This is a genomic window from Oscillatoria sp. FACHB-1406, assembly GCF_014698145.1.
Lineage (GTDB): Bacteria > Cyanobacteriota > Cyanobacteriia > Cyanobacteriales > Spirulinaceae > FACHB-1406.
Window position 1 is genome coordinate 457825 of the sequence record NZ_JACJSM010000001.1, and the last position, 15965, is coordinate 473789.

Annotated in this window: 17 protein-coding genes; 8 read left to right on the forward strand and 9 right to left on the reverse strand. The window is 48.7% G+C overall.

The features are described from left to right. Positions 1-106: 106 nt before the first annotated feature. From H6G50_RS01980 to dndE, 5 genes are all read left to right on the forward strand, one after another. Complete coding sequence (locus tag H6G50_RS01980) at positions 107-574, forward strand: hydrocarbon-binding protein (protein ID WP_190712731.1); 468 nt, start codon at positions 107-109, stop codon at positions 572-574. Between the two features lie 72 nt (positions 575-646). Next, positions 647-1018, forward strand: a complete 372-nt coding sequence (locus H6G50_RS01985) for a roadblock/LC7 domain-containing protein (protein WP_190712733.1) — start codon at positions 647-649, stop codon at positions 1016-1018. A gap of 54 nt (positions 1019-1072) precedes the next feature. Then, entirely contained in the window at positions 1073-1972 is a 900-nt protein-coding gene (locus H6G50_RS01990) for a DUF4388 domain-containing protein (protein ID WP_190712735.1), read from the forward strand. A 6-nt stretch (positions 1973-1978) separates the two neighbouring features. Then, positions 1979-2527, forward strand: coding sequence for an ATP/GTP-binding protein (locus H6G50_RS01995; RefSeq protein WP_190712737.1), 549 nt, complete (start codon positions 1979-1981; stop codon positions 2525-2527). 210 nt (positions 2528-2737) lie between these two features. Further along, positions 2738-3136 (forward strand): DNA sulfur modification protein DndE, encoded by a 399-nt coding sequence (gene dndE / locus H6G50_RS02000; protein WP_190712739.1) that lies wholly within the window; start codon positions 2738-2740, stop codon positions 3134-3136. Positions 3137-3417: 281 nt separating this feature from the next. Here the strand turns inward: dndE and H6G50_RS02005 are convergent, their stop codons facing one another. Next, positions 3418-4815, reverse strand: a complete 1398-nt coding sequence (locus H6G50_RS02005) for an IctB family putative bicarbonate transporter (protein ID WP_190712741.1) — start codon at positions 4813-4815, stop codon at positions 3418-3420. Positions 4816-5001: 186 nt separating this feature from the next. Between H6G50_RS02005 and H6G50_RS02010 the strand changes: the two genes are divergently transcribed. Further along, positions 5002-7677, forward strand: a complete 2676-nt coding sequence (locus H6G50_RS02010; RefSeq protein WP_190712743.1) for a DNA polymerase III subunit alpha — start codon at positions 5002-5004, stop codon at positions 7675-7677. A gap of 73 nt (positions 7678-7750) precedes the next feature. Here the strand turns inward: H6G50_RS02010 and H6G50_RS02015 are convergent, their stop codons facing one another. The 5 genes from H6G50_RS02015 to H6G50_RS02035 form a co-directional block, all read right to left on the reverse strand. Beyond that, on the reverse strand, positions 7751-8383 hold the full coding sequence (locus tag H6G50_RS02015; protein WP_190712745.1) for a FeoA family protein: 633 nt from the start codon (positions 8381-8383) through the stop codon (positions 7751-7753). A 333-nt stretch (positions 8384-8716) separates the two neighbouring features. Further along, positions 8717-9928 (reverse strand): MltA domain-containing protein, encoded by a 1212-nt coding sequence (locus H6G50_RS02020; RefSeq protein WP_190712748.1) that lies wholly within the window; start codon positions 9926-9928, stop codon positions 8717-8719. A 29-nt stretch (positions 9929-9957) separates the two neighbouring features. Beyond that, a complete protein-coding gene (locus H6G50_RS02025) occupies positions 9958-10209 on the reverse strand; it encodes a hypothetical protein (RefSeq protein ID WP_190712750.1) in 252 nt (83 codons plus the stop codon). Between the two features lie 98 nt (positions 10210-10307). Beyond that, positions 10308-11063 carry a hypothetical protein gene (locus tag H6G50_RS02030; RefSeq protein ID WP_190712752.1) on the reverse strand — a complete coding sequence of 252 codons (756 nt, stop codon included), beginning with the start codon at positions 11061-11063 and terminating at the stop codon, positions 10308-10310. Between the two features lie 151 nt (positions 11064-11214). Continuing rightward, positions 11215-11592, reverse strand: a complete 378-nt coding sequence (locus H6G50_RS02035) for a Mo-dependent nitrogenase C-terminal domain-containing protein (RefSeq protein WP_190712754.1) — start codon at positions 11590-11592, stop codon at positions 11215-11217. An 876-nt stretch (positions 11593-12468) separates the two neighbouring features. On the opposite strand from H6G50_RS02035, the gene H6G50_RS02040 reads away from it, so the two are divergent. Beyond that, positions 12469-12795 carry a hypothetical protein gene (locus H6G50_RS02040; RefSeq protein ID WP_190712756.1) on the forward strand — a complete coding sequence of 109 codons (327 nt, stop codon included), beginning with the start codon at positions 12469-12471 and terminating at the stop codon, positions 12793-12795. After that, positions 12792-13232, forward strand: coding sequence for a DUF202 domain-containing protein (locus tag H6G50_RS02045; protein WP_347239848.1), 441 nt, complete (start codon positions 12792-12794; stop codon positions 13230-13232). The genes H6G50_RS02040 and H6G50_RS02045 overlap by 4 nt, the downstream gene beginning before the upstream one ends. A gap of 30 nt (positions 13233-13262) precedes the next feature. Here H6G50_RS02045 and H6G50_RS02050 read toward each other — a convergent pair whose 3' ends face one another. The 3 genes from H6G50_RS02050 to H6G50_RS02060 all read right to left on the reverse strand — a co-directional run bounded on the left by H6G50_RS02050 (position 13263) and on the right by H6G50_RS02060 (position 15933). Next, complete coding sequence (locus H6G50_RS02050) at positions 13263-14573, reverse strand: O-antigen ligase family protein (protein WP_347239849.1); 1311 nt, start codon at positions 14571-14573, stop codon at positions 13263-13265. Continuing rightward, entirely contained in the window at positions 14552-15397 is an 846-nt protein-coding gene (locus H6G50_RS02055) for a hypothetical protein (protein WP_190712759.1), read from the reverse strand. Before H6G50_RS02055 ends, H6G50_RS02050 begins: the two co-directional genes overlap by 22 nt. A 185-nt stretch (positions 15398-15582) precedes the next feature. After that, complete coding sequence (locus tag H6G50_RS02060; protein WP_190712761.1) at positions 15583-15933, reverse strand: hypothetical protein; 351 nt, start codon at positions 15931-15933, stop codon at positions 15583-15585. Positions 15934-15965 lie beyond the last annotated feature (32 nt).

Below are 15965 nucleotides of genomic sequence, written 5' to 3' on the forward strand. Positions count from 1 at the left end.
ATTTATCGGGTCAAAAAAATAGGTATTATCCACGTTTAATTTCAGCCATTGAATGCGTTTATAATACGAGCTAGAAATCGAAACTAACACTGTGTTGGAGAATCAAATGCAGCTTACACGCCGTCAACAACTGGGTGATTTCAGCAGTCTGGTCTGCTTTAAAGCAGCAATTGCCGGAATGGAAGAAGCCTTGGGCGAAAAAGCAACCGCGATCGCGCTGACTGCGGCCGGTCGCAAGCGCGGGAAATCTCTCGTTCAAACACTGGGGTTAAGCCATACTTCCCTACCTAACGAGGAAATTGTCACCCAACTCCAAAAAGCTCTCGGCATAGAAGGAACCCGGTTGTGCATTGTTGAAAAGATCGAAACAGAAGGAGACAAATATAAAGTTTATGTCTCCGAAGCCCTCTGTAGTGCTGGCGAACCCGACGGAAGCGATCGCAAATGCTTATTTACCCTAGGAGCCGTCTGGGGCGCAATGGAAGAAATCTTAAACAAAAAATTCCGGGGCGTTCATACCGAAAGCGTATTGAAAGGCTCTCCCTACGACATCTTTGAACTCACGCCCATGTAAACTAATGGGCATCCTGCCCCTAGGGGCGATCGCTTGCTGTACTCGTTTTGAAATTATTAAGGAGAATTCAGAATGCCACTCAACGTCATGAGCCTTGAATCCACGCTGCAAAACTTCGTCGCTCAAACCAACGATATCCAAGGAGCCGCCCTCGTCTCTCCCGACGGTCTTCCTCTGGCTTCTAACCTGCAAGGCAACATGGACGAAGAACGAGTCGCAGCTATGTCTGCAACCATGTTGTCCCTCGGCGAACGCATTGGGATGGAACTCGCTCGAGGTAGCATCGATCGCATTTACGTTGAAGGAAACCAAGGCTACGCCATTCTGACGGGCTGCGGCGAGGATGCTGTCCTGCTTGTTCTTGCGGCTGCATCGGCAAAACAAGGCGTGCTAATGCTCGAAATCAAGCGCCTCGTTGCCGAACTGAAAGGCTATCTGAGCTAAACGGCTCCAACTCGGACGGGATTCATTGGTTGTCAGGAAAGAGGGAGTCATAATATGGGGATTTCGGGTCGTTTAATTACATTTTCTTTAGCAGAAGTTCTGCAAATTCTCGCTCGCGGACGAAAAACCGGATTGCTAACCATTCAAGGATTAGCTGACGAACAATGGCATCCCGCCCATTATATTTGGTTCTACAACGGCCGCATCGTTGGAGCCGCCTCCTCGCTCGATTGCCAAGGACTATTACTCATGATGCACCAGCGCAAATGGCTGAGTCCCCAAGCGCTGTCCGAACTCAACCAATTACGCGAACTCGACACTCCCCTCGGCTCTTACTTAAAAATCAAAAGTCACCTCCAAGGCGAACAACTCAAACTCCTGTTCCACGTTCAAGTGCTTCAACGAGTTTGCACGCTGTTTAAATACAAAGACGGACGCTTTAAATTTGACTCCCAAGCGCCGCTTCCCAAGGCCGAAATGACAGGAATGAGTATCTCCGGAGTTGAAGGCATTTTATTAGGACTGCGCGTTCTACGAGATTGGAGCGCGCTAACGGACAAACTTCCCAGCCCGAAAATAGGGTTGATAAAACCCTTGGGGGCTAAGCTGACGTTGAGCTTAGATAGCTTAGAACGGAAAGTTTGGGACTTGGCAGATGGAATGTTTTCCCTCGAGGAAATTGCCGTTCGTACCGCCCTGCCTATTACCGCGATCCAACAGACAGCTTTTCGGTTAATATCGGTTGGATTGGTCGAAGAAGTCGCGATCGAAGCTTACCTCCCCACACTGGAGATCGTCGCCCCTCTGCCAGAAGAGCCGAGCGATACTCCCAAGCAAGAAGAAATTTCCCCTTCGTTTCTCAAAAATTTAGTAGGCTTTTTAAAGAGCAAAGTTTCATACCCAGGAGTTTCCTCATCAGTTCGCCAGAATTTACTCAACATTCAGAGGAGTTAACACTTAATGGAGTTAATGCGATTAGTCGTAACGGGAGCCGTCGGAGCCGGGAAAAGTACCTTCGTTCGCACTGCCAGCGAAATTGAAGTTGTCGATACCGATCGCACCGCAACTGATACAACCGCTCTCCTCAAAAAAAGCACTACCGTCGCGATGGATTTTGGCAAATTTACCTTCGGTTCCGACAGAACCTTGCACGTTTATGGAACTCCCGGTCAAGCCCGCTTTGACTTTATGTGGGATTTGTTAATCGCCAAAGCTAACGCTTATATTTTGCTTGTCGCCGCCAATCGCCCCGAAGAATTTCGCCACTCTCGACAAATTCTCACTTTCATCAATCGGCGCGTTAAAATTCCAATGGTACTCGGCATTACCCATAGCGACTGCGAAGATGCTTGGGAAGGTGAAGATATTGCTTGCGCCCTCGGATTTCCGTTTGAAAATTTTCCACCCATCTTAACCGTAAACCCAAACGATCGCACCTCCACCATTGAAGCGTTAATCGCCCTCGTCGAGCATTGTTTGTTGCACTCACCTCAAACGGTTCGCCGCTAAAGGATAACAGACAAGCTTGCAAAAATTAATCGCTCGTCAAGTTAAACGGCTGCCTCTCATCAATTCAGTTCGTTATCCATTAAGCACCTATGTAGAATTATTTACACATCGCCATGAGCTAGAAGCACTGTAAGCCAAGGGTTTCGGTGCTTAAAAATTGGTAATTTATTTTGCCTAGGTGCTTATCCATTATCCATTATCAATTAAACTGTGGAACCCCCTCTCGAACGCTTCAAACTCTCTCAAACGGCGAAAGACCAACTGGTTAAACTCAAACGCCATACCAAAATCGACCAGTGGAATATTCTCTGTCGCTGGGCTTTTTGTCGCTCGCTTGCCGAACCAACCATTCCTTCTATCATTCCAATTCCTGCCGATAGTAACGTCGAGTTGACTTGGCGCGTCTTTGGGGGAGAGTTAGCCGATCTGCTTGCGATTGCGTTAACACAACGCTGCCATAACGATGGTTTAGCGACCGATAAAGAAACTCTCGCAACCCAATTTCGCCTGCACTTGCATCGCGGTATCGGATATTTAGCAGGCGATACAAATTTGCGAAAAATTGAGGATTTGGTGCAACTCGCCGCTTTCGTAATTCGTAATTCGTAATTCGTAATTCGTAATTCGTAATTCGTAATTCGTAATTCGTAATTCGTAATTCGTAATTCGTAATTCGTCTCACCTGGTACGCTGAGCGAAGTCGAAGCGCCGCCCCCTCTACTCCTCTCCTCGTCAGCCTTAACTTAGGTCATTCAACCGATTTTATCAGAAAAATGGGTTTAAAACCCTGCCCACTTCGGCATTTCGGCAAGCTCAATTCGCCGACCGGCAGGGGAGTGTCAAATAACGTCCCGACTGAAGAGAGGAGGGGAGGGATTTCTGGGAAGATTTCAAGCGCTGGGCAAAGAATCGGACGAGTCTTTGGGTTCCTCACGATTCCAGTAACTCGCGACTAGCGCCACCATTAACCACCACACGCAGTTAATTTGGGGACGATACCAAACCGTATCTACCATACCGTGAGTAAGGAGACCCGCGATCGCGGCTAGTGCTGCCATCAACCAAAAAGCTTGAACCTGACGCGATTGGTATAACTTCCTTAACTGTTGCACGCCTTGGTTAAAGATTGTCACCATTGTCCAGATAAAAGCAGCAAACCCCACGAAACCGACTTCTACAATCGTTTCTAAGAAAATGGAGTAGGAGCTTAAAGCCGTGTAACCCGTTCGCATATAGCGGGGATAGACGGCGTTAAAAGCGCTATTTCCCGGGCCGATGCCGAATAGGGGATAATCGCCAATCATCCTGAAAACGGCTTGCCAAACGTTGATGCGGAAGTTATTGCTGCTGTCACCGCGTCCGGCAAAGATGCTGAGAACCCTCAGCCGAAACGGTGCGGCGACGAGTAAGGCGAGGGCGAGAAGAACGAAAAAGGAACCGAAAACAATGGGTAATAGCCAGCGCTGCCAAAAACTCGGCAAGTAGGGCCGCCACCAATAGTACAGCGCCAAGCCGAAAACCGCTAATAAACTTAGCGTTGCTAGCCAACCGCCGCGAGAGTCGGTGAAAAAGAGACAAGCAATATTGACAAAAAACATCAAAGCTGCTAAAGCTTTTGGCAGTCGTCTTTGCCAAACAAAAAAGGCGGCAATGCTTAGCGCGATCGCGGCTAGCAAATATCCAGCCAGTAAGTTAGGATTGCCTAAATAGCTATAGACGCGCGTATCGCCCGCCATCGCGGAGGTGGGGTCGTTCCAGGTTGCCAACTGTCGGACTCCAAAAATTTGCTGGCGAATCCCATAGCTGCTGACGAGAAGGGCAACGAGTAGGTAGAGGGTAATCAGCCAATTGCGAAGTCGGGGCGATCGCAACACTCTAGCCGCTAACAGGAATAAGAATAAGTATAGGGTGAGTTTAACGAAGCCCGCGAGCGCTGCGGTTTTCACCGGGGAGAGGGCGGTTGCGATCGCAGCCAGTCCCCAATACGCAAACACCATATAATGAATGGGCGTGGCGGCTGCTGCCCTGCCATCATCAGCCAGCGTTACCAACAGCCAGTACGCCCCCACCGCCGCCAGCAACGCGCCGATTAAGCCCGTCGAAACAAACGGCCCCAAGGCTAAAACAACGGCAATTAACAGCGCCCCTATCGCCTCGCTGCCGTGGGTTAGCAGCCAACTGCCAGACTGCCAGCGATTGACAAAACTTAAAAGTCTGAAGAGATAGCTACCTTTGCGCCATTGGTAAGGCGGTAAAGTAGAAAGAGTTAACTGTTGCCAAACGGTCATACCAATTTTAAAGTTGAATTGATTGAGATTTTAAGCGAGGAGCGGGCGGCTCCAACCCTCGATCGAACCCAATCATAGCTCAAAACGTAATTTGTAATTCGTAATTCGTAATTCGTAATTCGTAGTTCGTAATTCGTAATTCATAATTCATAACTCACCATTCATAATTCATAACTCATAATTAATATGACTTTCGTCGGTCTTCATATCCACAGCGACTATAGCCTGCTCGACGGTGCATCTCAACTCCCCGCTCTCATCAATCGTGCGGTCGAACTGGGAATGCCCGCGATCGCGCTTACCGATCACGGAGTTATGTACGGCGCGATCGAACTGATTAAAACTTGTCGCCAGCATAACATTAAGCCGATTATCGGCAACGAAATGTATGTTATTAACGAAGACAATATCGAAATCCAACACAGACGCATTCGCAAATACCATCAAGTCGTTCTCGCGAAAAATACCCTCGGCTATAAAAACCTTGTTAAACTCACTTCAATTTCTCACCTCCAAGGCTTCCAAGGCAAAGGAATTTTTGCTCGCCCTTGTATTAATAAAGCCCTATTAAAACAATATAGCGAAGGATTAATTGTTACCAGTGCTTGTTTGGGCGGTGAAGTTCCCCAAGCCATTTTAGCCAGAGACTACGATCGCGCGCGCGAAGTCGCAAAATGGTATCAAGAAGTTTTTGAAGACGATTATTACCTCGAAATTCAAGATCACGGTTCGCCCGAAGATCGCTTAGTGAATGTCGAAATCGTTAAGATTGCCAAAGAACTCGATATTAAAATCGTTGCGACCAACGATTCTCACTTTATTTCCTGCTACGATGTCGAAGCTCACGATGCGTTACTCTGCATTCAAACGCAAAAATTAATTACCGAAGACAAACGCCTGCGCTATAGCGGTACTGAATACTTGAAGTCAGCGGACGAGATGAAGGCGTTATTCCGCGATCACCTCAGCGATGAAATTATTGAAGACGCGATCGCGAATACCCTCGAAGTTGCCGAAAAAGTTCGTCCTTATCAAATCATGGGCGAACCGCGCCTCCCGAATTACAACGTTCCTCAAGGACATACCGCCGATAGTTATGTCGAAGAAATCGCTTGGCAAGGACTACTAGAACGGTTGAAATGTCGCGCGATCGAAGAGATCGAACCCGTTTACCAAGAACGGCTAAAATACGAACTCAAGATGATCCAGCGCATGGGATTTTCTACTTACTTTTTGGTCGTGTGGGACTTCATTAAATATGCACGGGACGAAAAAATTCCCGTTGGCCCCGGGCGCGGTTCTGCTGCTGGTTCTTTAGTTGCTTACACCCTTCATATTACCAATATCGATCCAGTACATCACGGTCTTTTATTCGAGCGTTTTTTGAACCCAGAACGCAAATCGATGCCCGATATCGATACCGACTTTTGTATCACCAAACGAGAGCAAGTCATCGATTATGTAACCCAAAAGTACGGAACCGATAAAGTCGCTCAAATTATTACCTTTAACCGCATGACATCGAAAGCGGTATTAAAAGATGTCGCGCGTGTTTTAGGTGTCAGTTATAAAGACTCCGATCGCATGGCAAAATTAATTCCCGTATCGCGCGGAAAACCGACAAAGCTGAAAGTCATGATCTCAGCTGATACGCCCGAACCGCAGTTCAAAGAAGCCTACGAACGCGATACCGTTGCGATTAAAAACGAGCGCGACGAAGAAGTCGGACAAATGCCCGTCCGCCGCTGGGTTGATATGGCAATTCGCATCGAAGGGACGAATAAAACCTTTGGCGTTCATGCGGCGGGTGTTGTTATCTCTTGCCTGCCTTTAGATGAAATCGTTCCCCTACAACGAAATAATGAAGGAGCGGTCATTACTCAATATTCGATGGAAGAACTCGAATGTTTGGGATTATTGAAAATGGACTTTTTAGGTCTAAAGAATTTAACGACAATTCAAAAAGCGATCGCGCTAATCGAGAAAAATAATAATACAGTTCTAGACCCTTACGACTTCCCGTTAGAAGAGCGAAAAGCGCAACGAATTCTCGAAAAAGGGACAGCAAAAAAAGTTCCAGAAGGCGTAAAAAAAACTTACGAACTCTTCCGAGATGGCGAACTTGAAGGAATATTTCAAGTCGAATCGGAAGGCATGAAACAAATCGTTCGCGACCTCAAACCTTCCTGCTTAGAAGATATTTCTTCCATTCTCGCGCTCTATCGTCCCGGCCCGTTAGATGCAGGACTCATCCCCGATTTTATTAACCGCAAACACGGTAGAGAAGAGATTAGCTACGAGCATACTTTATTAGAGCCAATCCTTAAGGAGACTTACGGCGTACTTTGCTACCAAGAGCAAATCATGAAAACCGCCCAAGATTTAGCGGGATATTCTTTGGGACAAGCAGATTTGTTGCGCCGAGCGATGGGGAAAAAGAAATTATCGGAAATGCAAAAGCAGCGTTCGGCATTTCTTGATGGTTCGGCTAAAAATGGGATTTCGTCTCAATTAGCGAACGCGCTGTTCGATAAGATGGTTAATTTTGCCGAATATTGTTTGAGTTACAAAACGTTGATTTTAACGGAAGAATATGGCTTAATGCCGATCGGAAAAATTGTCGAAGAACGGATTAAATGTACGGTTTATAGCATCGATCGCAATGGTTTTGTCCGCACGCAACCGATCGCGCAATGGCACGATCGCGGCGAACGCGAGATTTTCGAGTATGCTCTAGATAATGGCTCGACGCTGCAAGCAACCGCCGATCATAAATTTATGACCGAAACTGGCGAAATGCTGCCTATTGACGAAATTTTCGAGCGGGAATTGGATCTATTAGTCGTGCCAACTCCCGGTTAGTTAGCCCGTGCGTTGATTAGCGCCCGTAAGCCCTTCAAGGAGTGTCGTTTTGCCGATAAGCGCGATCGCGCAATCAGTTACCATTGTTGCTTACTTCCTCAACAATGAGCGCGTCAGCCTCCTGTTTTCGCAAACTTAAATTGAAACCTCGCACGTTGATTTCAATCAGATCGCCGAGTGGGGCGACGCGAATCAGCAAGAATTCCGTCCCGGGAGTCAGTCCCATCGATACCAACTTTCCTTTGTAACCGCCGAATACTCTGTCATAGCCGATTACGCGCCCCTGCGTTCCGGGAGGCATTTCGCGCAATAGCATCGTTGTTTCTGTTCCCATTTTCTCTTCCTCCTTTAGATTGTTGGGTTCGCAATCGCTGACGACTATCTTTCCCGCAATCCCAGCATCGAGTCCCAAACGGTTGTCGCCAACTGCGATGACAACCGAACCACTCGGCTGGCGGCTAATCACTCGTAGTTCCATACCCGTTGCCAATCCAATCCCTAACCGGCGATTGATTCCGCTTTCATCTTTGAAGCTAACAATCCGAACGGGCGTATTGACGGGGGCGCGAGATAAGGATAAGTCAGCATGGGAATCGGAAGATTTTTCGTCAACTGTCGGACGGGGCGTTTCCCCGAAAAAGCTGAACTTCCAAGCTTTACGCTGTTTGGGGAGGTTGCGATCTAATTCTGAGGTGTCGTACTTCAAGGGATTTCTCTAGTCTAAGAATGAGCAAGCGGGAATTGTTTGTTGATAACTATTTTCATTAAATAGCTCAAATTAGATATAACTCTTCTGCTTAACAATTAAGATTTTTCTTAACAAAAATTAAAGATTTAAAAAAAAAGGGGCATAAAGGCTGTAAATAGGGGGCTAAGAAAGCACCACGCATCGGGAACGGCGAGTCTTCTTAGAAAAGTCGCTGAGGTATTGCGAGCTTTATTGAGAAAGATTAGAATTGAAGTTTGGGGCTGGGGGCGCGATAAAAAAATCCCCCTCCAAACAGGAGCGGGATTAACGTCATTTTTAGCAGCGATCGCGCTAATTTTTCAACAGCGGGTAATATAACTCTCCCGTCCAACCGACTACGCCCGCGCGCGCTCCGGCAGCCTGCCCAGTCCCCAAGAACAAATCAACGCGCCCGGGGCTTTTAATCGCGCCGCCCGCATCTTGGTCGAGAACAAAACGGTTAACAGTGGGAGAATCCATTTGGCCGTTACCGGCGCTGTAAGGAATGCGCGTGCGGACGAGGGCGAGCGCGCCGGGAGGCATCAGGGCTTTATCCGTCGCGATCGAGCGATCGGGGGTCAGGGGTACGCCGATCTGCCCCGTCGCTGGCGCGCCGAAGGTTTCTCGGAAGAAAATAAAGCGATTGTTGCGGGGAATAAATACGTCTAAATCTTCTGGAACCCGTTTGAAATAGTCGATCATCACCGGGAGCGTCAACCCACTGAGGGGAACGCGCCCTGCATTCGCCATCTCTTTGCCAACGCTGACGTAAGGATAGTCTGTATGTCCGTCGTAGCCGACGGTCATTTCTTGACCATCGGGAAGGGTCAGTCGGGCGGAACCTTGGATGTGAACGAGGAAGGCTTCAAAGCGATCGCGCAACCATACCAATTCGCCCCCTGCGATTAAACTATCGCTTCCCGTTCCGTCGATTCCTTCGAGTTGAGCGCGAGTCGGATGCGGTTTGGGCCAAGCACTCAAATCTGCCGGTTCGCGATAAAGGGGATAGCGATATTCCGCCGTGCGAACGCGACTCGCTGCATAGATCGGTTCGTAGTAGCCGGTAAAGAACACCGTTCCATCGTCTCGTCCGACAGATTTGTAGAAGGCGAATTCTTTCCGAACGGCAGCTTGGAGTTGTTGGGGAGAGCGGGAATTAGCGACGAGTTGACGAAAGCGGACTAAGGAACGACGAACGCGATCGCGAGTAATTCCAGCAACGGGATAGTTGCTGTAAACTTCTGCTGCCGAATTACTATTGAGATAGCGCAAGCTGTTATCAATCGATTGCAGAAGCGCTTGTTTATCTCCCGCCGTTCCCGAATACCCTTGAAATAACTGTTCGTCCAGTCCGAGGGAGGTATCTTGCGGCGAGACTTCAACCAGACGTAAGGGCGTTTGGCTCTGGGTCGAAGCTTGTGCGACATTCGTCTGACGGGCGGGCGGACGAGCTTCGAGTTTAAAAGCAGGCAGAAACAGTGCCAATCCCAATCCCAATCCCAGTAAAGCTGTTTTTTTCTTCACGATCGTTCGTAATAAAACCCAGTAAAAACTTAATAGCGATCGACGCTGCCTGCAAAAACTGGCTCGACCCGGATTGCCGCGACGCAACTCGGTCGAATGACCATATATTCGCCTTGCAGGTTTTTAATCGGTACGCTAATGAAGTTATTGTCGTTCGCTTTAGGCATTAGTTCCCCACTATACCATTTCTGAAAATCTTGAATGGTGGTAAAGCGGACTTCTTCGCGGTGGCCGCTCGATAAGAGGATATAGACGGCGTATTCGTCAGGCGTTCTCGGCATAAAAAATTTCCTCGATCCCAAGAGAAATGTTTTTAGGGAACTGCGCGCTTTGAACGCAATTAACCCCATCGCAAGTTAAGGTACTGCAAAGTGGGACTCTAAGACAACATTTTAAATCGCGCGAGGAGCGTTTCTAGGGTTTCGGGCAAGGTTTTTTGGAGGTCTTCGGCGCTTTTGAAGGTGAGTTGCTGGCGATTGACGAGATCGAAGGGAAATTTGCCGTCGAGATGTTCTTGTTGGATGAATAAGATTTGCTCGGTGCGTTTGTGTTGGAGGGCGAAACCGATTTCGACGCAAACGTTAGGACTGGGAAGGAGGGCGTTGCTATCGGTTTTGGCGATGGGGGTTGTATCGGCGATGAAGAGCAAGCTTTTGCGGATTTTCCGCAGTTGGCTGGCGCTGAGGCGTAGGGGCGCGTTGTGAGGGCGGGGGGCGAGTTCGAGTTTGAGGGGAAGGCGCGATCGCGGGTTGAAGGAGGCGATCGCTTCTTGTAAGCTTTCTTGTAAGATTTCAGTGGAGTTAGGATATTCCGTCTGATGGCTTAAATAGATGACGGGATCGAGGAAAGCGTTGATTTCCTGCTTGGTGAAGTAGATTTCGTGGGATACGAGATCGATATTGGAGATGGCATAACCGCCGCTGCCTTCGATGTAAAATTCGATGGTTTCTCCGTCTAGGTAGCGGGCGAACCAACTCGAGGTTTCGACAACGGCGCGATCGTCGAGAAAGTCGGCGCGCATTCCGGCTTTGAGCAAGCTATTCTGACTCAAACGCAAGTCGTGCGGGCGCTCGATTAGTTGCGCGATCGGTTCGTACCGTTCTAAATACCAAGCTTTCAGCGCGATAATTGCCACGATCTGCGATCGCCCCTCATCAATATCAATAAATGGGTACTGAAAATCTTATCATCGACCGCCCCGAATCCCAAGACAATGAGACGGATATGAAAAAACCGGGTTTCTCGAGCGGCAGAAAACCCGGTTTCTCAAATGCCTTGACCTTTCATCAACAGTAGGCACTGATATCTTCGCCGCATTCATCCGCTAAGTAACACAGCGCTCGGAAACGCAGCATCACTAACTCTTCGTAGAAGGGGTTGAGCTTGCACATTGGCGGGATGTGAAATAGGGTGCGCCCGAACAGTTTTACATCCCGCTCGAACGGACATTGCGCGGGAATCAAAGAGCATAAATGGTGCGCTACGTCAACATCTTGTACTTTGATATTGTTGAACCACTCCCGCATCGGACGCAACGGCGCAAACTTGGAGCGCGGTACTCGATGCGCTGGCGTTGCGGGCTGCGATTCGGAGGCGGTAGAGTCAAGCCAACTCCAACGGGAGGCGATCGCGGATTTGGTGACGGATTCGATTACATTAGCCATAACTGATTTGGGTATTCCCGGCTCGGGATAGTCTTGCTCGATCTCGATCTACAAAGATTCAATGTTGTTTTCCGGTAGAAACGATAGGCCTGTCCCACCTCGGATTTTTACACCGATAAACTCACCGAATCTGTTTTATCACTCAGTTTAATTTATGGGAACTTTATTTAGATGAAGCAAGCTTCAATAAAGTCGATAACCCTTTAAACTGACTTTCTATATTTTAGCTTGTATTTAAAGTTTAGCACGCGATGCGATCGAGATCGTCAATCGCAGTGACTCAGCGCTTAAGATAGCTAAAGTCCTTGTGTGAAAGGCTTTCAAGAGCTTAAGCAACGCTTATATTGTTTTAAAATAGTACCGATATTATTTCAAAATCAATACGGTTTTCCGTAGGGGATAGAAAGACTTTCAAGTTGAGAAGCCGAAAAAAAATTAATGTTATCAAGGATACAAAAACTATAAAATCATCGAAGTATCTCGAAGCTTCCTTAAACTGACGCTAGTATTTTCCTTTCAAGGCTTGTTTGTTTGATGGCGGCTCGGGAATGAGCGATGCTAAAGCTTCAACGAGCCACAATTTGTCCCTCCTTCACAGGCAGCAGGGGGATTTGTCGAGAACTGCGTCCTTTAATGTCATTATGTTAACTTTGTTGTGCTTTTGCATAGCCTTCAACCCCTCCTCGAAAACGATCTGTTAGTATGCGTAATACTGCTGAGAGGAGGCTATGCAAAAGCACTTTTAGCGTCGGGAAGCTGCTGGTTTCACAACCGCCGACTATTGCAAGCATGAGAATCTCAGAAATAAAGTTCCCTTTTGCCAAAGCGAACGAAGGCTTTGGGTTATTTCTAGCGTGTGGATTTCGGATTACAAAGATGAGACATTACAGGGATGAATGGATTGCGGAATGGTGCGGCGAACATGGATGGACGGATGCGTTCGCCGAGCGGCTCAATCATTACTGGGCGTTTCCCCCCGGGGCTGTTATCCCGGAACCGATTCCGACTAAGGAACTCAGAATGATTAAAGAAACAAAGGGTTTGTGTCGAGAGGAACGTTGGTGGATGGGCAGCGCGATCGCCATTACTGCGATCGCGGCAGCCTTATGCGTTATCCTGAAATCCCCCATGCCCCTCGTTCTTGCTTTTGCTTGGAGCGCGATTACGGTAGCGCGCTTAGAGGTGGAAGCGCCTTATCAGTGACCAAAATTTCGCCAGTAGATAGACAGCGAGAACATCAAGCCAACGAACGCACCTTTTTAGCCTGGTTGCGAACTTCTATCGCGCTGATGGGTTTTGGGTTTGCCCTAACTCGTTTCAGTCTCTTTTTGCGTCAGTTTCAAGTCGCGACGACGCATCAAGCCGCAACCCATCGCTCGATTTTCAACTCGGAAAACTTGGGGTTGAGTTTGGTTATTTTTGGGATTGTCGTTATCGTCTTAGCAGCTTGGCATTACAATCGGGTTTTTTGGCAAATCGAACGGGGGGACTATCGCCCCAATCGCACGATGGTTTGGATAACGACGGCAGCAGTTATCGTTTTAGGGCTTCTCAGTCTCCCGGTTTTGCTGTGGCGCGAGGTAACGCCGAATCCTTCTGTCTCGCCTTCCCAATTGCCAAAAGATGGGCAATCGTTTTAGGAGTCAACGCTCCGCTCAAAGTGCGTCGTTTCAAGCATTTTCAACATCCCGCGCAGCTAAACTGGAGGACGATCCCGCGCCGCACAACGCTCCAAGTAATAGCCAACCGTAGGTATTGAGACGGGGATCGAAGATCGTCACATCTAAGCCGTTCAACAGCATTAAACTTGAAAAGGCAAGGATATAGCTGAAAAGGAGAAAGCGTTCGGTTTGCCATTGCTGCAAGCAAAGAACGGCACGAGCGAGAATCCATCCCGCGATCGCGCAAAATAATAATAGTGTGGGAATGCCGGTTTCTGCTGCCAGCATTAAATATAAGTTATGGGGATGGCCGAACCAAAATTGCGTTTTCGCTTCGTATAAGGGCGTAAAATTCCGCAACCCCCAACCCAAAAGCGGGCGGGCGCGTGCCATCTCTCCAGCGAACTGCCATTGCGAAGCTCGCAACGCTGGGAGAGGCGGCGGTGCGTACATTTCTCCCGATAGCCGCCGCCAGAAAAAATCAGGTACGACGTTACGCAACGGTTTGCGCCCCCAACTCGGACCGAAAGAAGCCCAAAGTACGCTTCCCGCTGCCGTTCCTGCCGCCAATCCCAGCCAGTACCAACCTCGATAGAGGATGAAGGCGAGAAAACAAAGCGCGATCGCCCCCCAAGCATTGCGCGAACTGGTCAAAACTAAGGCAATAAGGCATCCGGAGAGGAAAAGAGTTAAAAACAAAAGTTGTCCGCCTTTTTGACGGCTTCTGCGCCAATTTTCGTAGGTGGAGATTGCCAGACCCAACCCCAGGATAAAAACAAAAGTTAAGTAAGCGGCTAATAAATTGGCATACATAAACGTCGAAGCCATGCGCCCGGAGGGGTTCCCCTGCGGTTCCAAATGCCAACCCGCCACCGCCCACACCCATTGCGGACTTTGCCAGCCGCCCCACATTTGCCCCAAACCGAGAATCACAACTGGAACGGTAGAAATGGCGAGAATCCAAGCAATGCGGTGCAACTGCTGGGGGGTTCGCAGCAGTTGGCTGAAGGCGACGAAACCGATGAAAAAAGGCAGAAAGTTGGCTAAACCAAGAAAGGCTTCGGCGGGTTTGTTCGCGAAGCAAGCGCTGAGGATTAGGAGTAGGGAAAGTATGCCCAGAGCGCGATTGACGGGCGATCGCGCAATGGAGCGAAACTGCTGTTTCCAGACGATTAAGATTGCGATCGCGATCGCAACCGCTCCCAAAGCCGGTAGGAGGGGAAAAATCAGCAAACCGCTTTGGAGCAATTGCCAGGGCAACGTTTGCCCGGGATTAGCCGCGCGAGAAAACCAGGGAATTAATAGGCGGGTTCCAAACACTCCGAACGAATCAAGCGAATTTGAGCGAGGGCAAAAATAGCGGGGATAATGCGGCCGTAGTTGGTTGCGATCGCTTTCCAGCCCAAATCGGCAACGAACGAAGCCCACAAAACCGGCCCCAAGAAGGCAAAAGCCGATCGCACCGCAGCTTGACGCGATGCTGCTACTACCATACCGCGTCGCGCCGCTTGGACGGCTAACTGTTGCTGAATTTGTACCGCAGCAGCAGTTCCCCCTTCAATGAGGGCGGTTTTTGCCATCTGATACTGACAGAAGTGGAGGGCAAACTGACGCGCAATATGCTGAAGGATTAGGGGCTTCACGGCAAAATTCACCGCCATAATACCGCCGCCCTTGAGCAATAAGTTAACGGGATCGTGCTGGAGTTGGGGGGGTAGAGGTTCGGAGTAGTTGGACTGGGCGAGGGAACGTTGAATGCGCGCCGTCAAAGAACGCTGTTCCGAGGCGGGTAAATGTTTCCAGGCGCGCTGCACTAAATGTAAGAAGATTTCGGATTCTAACTCCACCGCTGACATTTTCTGCGCGTAGGGAATTTTGAGATAGCGGCAGACTTGAATCAACGTGGTGCGGTAGCTGACTTGATGGGTGCGCCCCCGTAAAACGGTCAGTCCGTCGGCAGCGAGGTAACGAAACCGTTCCTCGATCCCATCAAGTAGTTCTTCGCGATCGCGGCTTTGAACCTCAATAACATCCGGCATTTGGATATAATCCAGCGGGTTGAGTCCTCGGCTAAATAAAATCTTCGTGAGTTGGTGAAGCTCGTCTTCCGTTGCTAATTCCAGGGCTACCCTCAATTCGTCCAAGGTCTTTTCCTCCAAACACCAAACTTTGCAACCTTACCTCAACCATTTTAATATCTGAATTTTTGATTTGAACGCTTTTGAGAGGGGATCGTTGCTGGGGAAGGGTTTGGCTGAATGGATGATTGATGTCTGCGGGAGCGACAAACTCTGTTTTTGTTGAGCGCGTGCGCCAGCGAGTGCTGCTATTACTCAGTCAACTGACCGCGTTTGAGCAAATAAATCGAGATTGGAAGTATCAATAATGCGTTCGGAAGTAGAGCGAGATTGCGAGTGCGAACCCCATCCACCAGCGTAAAAACACATAGTCCCATCAAAAGAATTCCGAAAATTCTTAAGGTTATCCAGTGACTTTGAGGAAAGAAACATAAAATTGCTATCGTCAAACAAAAAACTACAAAAGCGGCGGTTCCATAAATGAAGGTTTTATGTCCTTCGGGGGGTAATTCTGCCAAACGTTCGGGAACCGCAGAGACAAGCAAAAAGACGCAAACTAGGGAGGCAATTCCTGTGAAAATAAAAATAGGTTTATCCGTCATCGCTTTCCTCTTCAAGCCTAAACGTTTTGACA